Source organism: Acinetobacter sp. NIOH-H-8, assembly GCF_046635365.1.
Classification (GTDB): Bacteria; Pseudomonadota; Gammaproteobacteria; order Pseudomonadales; family Moraxellaceae; genus Acinetobacter.
On the sequence record NZ_JBHDVN010000107.1, the window covers coordinates 1 to 1,727 of the forward strand.

The window sequence follows — 1,727 nt, forward strand, 5'->3', positions numbered from 1 at the left end:
AGGGCCACATTAGGATTCAAATCTATGAAGACGGCTTATGCCACAATTAAAGGTATTGAAGTCATGCGTGCACTACGTAAAGGACAAGCATCGTCATTTTATTATGGTCAGCCTCAGGGTGAAGTGTATCTAATCAACAGGGTTTTCGGTCTCTAAGTACTTTTTAAAGGGAACATCATCGACTCAAATCTCTATTTGCAACAGTGCCATAATTTTTGACATAACTAATCCCTCTTAGTGGCTATTTAAGCGATCTAAAGCATCTGGTTTGTCGTGGATACCAAACTTATCGACTAATGTTTTACTAGCTTCATTCATTCCAATAAGTTCGACTTCTGTTCCTTCACGTCTAAACTTAATGACCACTTTATCTACGGCAGCGACCGCAGACACATCCCAGAAGTGAGCCTGACTAACATCAATCACAACTTTTGAAAGTGCTTCTTTGAAATCAAATGCAGAAGTAAATTTATCTGCTGAGCTGAAGAACACTTGACCTGTTACCGTATAAATACGGGTATTTTCAGGTTCATTAAATTCGGACTGAATTGCCATGTAGCGTTCAATTTTGTTGGCAAAAAATAATGCAGAAAGAAGTACACCAACTAATACGCCATAAGCCAAATTATGTGTCGCAACGACCACGATGACTGTAACGATCATCACAATATTGCTAGATAAGGGATATTGGCGGATATTGCGTAGTGAATCCCAGTTAAATGTTCCAATTGCTACCATGATCATGACAGCAACCAGTGCAGCCATTGGAATGGCTTTAAGCCAGTCACTGATAAACACCACCATAATTAACAGAAAGACCCCTGCACTAAATGATGATAAACGGGTACGTCCACCAGATTTCACATTAATAATGGATTGACCAATCATGGCACAGCCTGCCATTCCGCCTAAGAAGCCTGAAGCGACATTGGCAACACCTTGCCCTTTACATTCTCGGTTTTTATCACTGGTGGTATCTGTTAAATCGTCGACAATTGTTGCGGTCATCATAGATTCAAGCAAACCGACGGCTGCTAATCCCAGTGAATAAGGCAAAATAATAGCTAAAGTTTCAAGATTTAAAGGAATATCAGGAAGTAAGAAAATTGGTAGCGTATCTGGTAATTGCCCCATATCGCCTACGGTTCTTACATCTAAACCAATGAACAAGGCAAAGAGCGTAAGGAGGACAATACAAATGAGAGGAGAGGGTAAAAGCTTCCCTATCACTGGGATATAAGGGAATAGATAAATAATAGCTAAACCTCCAACTGTCATCGCATAGACATGCCATGTCACATTGGTGAGTTCAGGCAATTGAGCCATAAAAATTAGAATAGCTAAGGCATTCACAAAGCCAATCACGACTGACTTTGATACAAACCGCATCAGAGCACCTAATTTTAGATAACCTGCTAGGATTTGAATAAATCCTGTCAAAATTGTGGCTGCTAATAAGTATTGCAGACCATGCTCTTTAACCAGTGTGACCATTAATAAAGCCATTGCACCAGTTGCAGCAGAAATCATACCAGGGCGACCACCTACGAAAGCAATCACGACTGCAATACAGAATGAAGCATATAGCCCGACTTTAGGGTCGACACCTGCAATGATGGAGAAGGCAATTGCTTCAGGAATTAGAGCCAAAGCAACAACAATACCCGCAAGAACATCCCCGCGAATATTGGAGAACCATTGTTCTCGAATAGTGGATAACATGAAAA

1 protein-coding gene and 1 pseudogene are annotated in these 1,727 nt (G+C 40.6%); one reads left to right on the forward strand and one right to left on the reverse strand.

From position 1 onward, the window contains the following. Positions 1–156 (forward strand): annotated as a pseudogene (locus tag ACEWB7_RS17205) (IS6 family transposase); the annotation flags it as partial. Between the two features lie 78 nt (positions 157–234). On the opposite strand, the gene ACEWB7_RS17210 reads toward ACEWB7_RS17205, so the two are convergent. After that, positions 235–1,722 carry a SulP family inorganic anion transporter gene (locus ACEWB7_RS17210; protein ID WP_000953323.1) on the reverse strand — a complete coding sequence of 496 codons (1,488 nt, stop codon included), beginning with the start codon at positions 1,720–1,722 and terminating at the stop codon, positions 235–237. Positions 1,723–1,727 lie beyond the last annotated feature (5 nt).

Bases quoted from the DNA above. Each gene is read 5' to 3' on its own strand.
- ACEWB7_RS17210 (WP_000953323.1), bottom strand. From the start codon at position 1,722: ATGTTATCCACTATTCGAGAACAATGGTTCTCCAATATTCGCGGGGAT.